1 protein-coding gene is annotated in these 478 nt (G+C 70.5%); it reads left to right on the plus strand.

Going from position 1 to position 478, the window contains the following annotated elements:
• Positions 1–254: 254 nt before the first annotated feature.
• Positions 255–478, plus strand: a 224-nt coding sequence (locus ACZ7IF_RS39260; RefSeq protein WP_470981838.1) for a hypothetical protein, incomplete at its 3' end; no start/stop codon positions are given.

The raw sequence follows: 478 nt of genomic DNA on the forward strand, positions 1-478 counted from the left end.
CTCGGCGTCCGGCGACCGTCTTGGGCTGATACCCGCACCACGTGTTGATCAGAGCAGCGCGGGAAGCGGATGGGCGCGGCAGATCGCTACGCGCTTCTCGGATCTCAGCGTCCGGCGGCCGTCCGTGGCTGGTACGCGCGATGAAGTGCGACCCGCATGTCGTAGGCCGGGCGGCCTACGGTCGGATCGCCGGATCGCGGTGTTCATCCTAGATTCGGGGCGTTCGCCCGCTATTGATCGAAAGGGCCGCCCGTATGACACGCCGTTGGTTCGCATCCGTTCTGTGCGCGCTCGCGCTGCTCGCGCCCGGGTCCGCGGCCTCGGCCGCCAATCCCCCGGCCGAGTTGCGGGTCCTGACCCGCAATCTGTACCTGGGGGCCGACCTCGGGCCGGTGCTCGCGGCGACGAGCCCGCAGGGGCTCGTCGCCGCTGGTCCCCCCGCCCCCGCGGAAATTCCCGAGAAGGAACCTCCCCACAC

The sequence above is a fragment of the Streptomyces sp. NPDC037421 genome, from assembly GCF_055602105.1.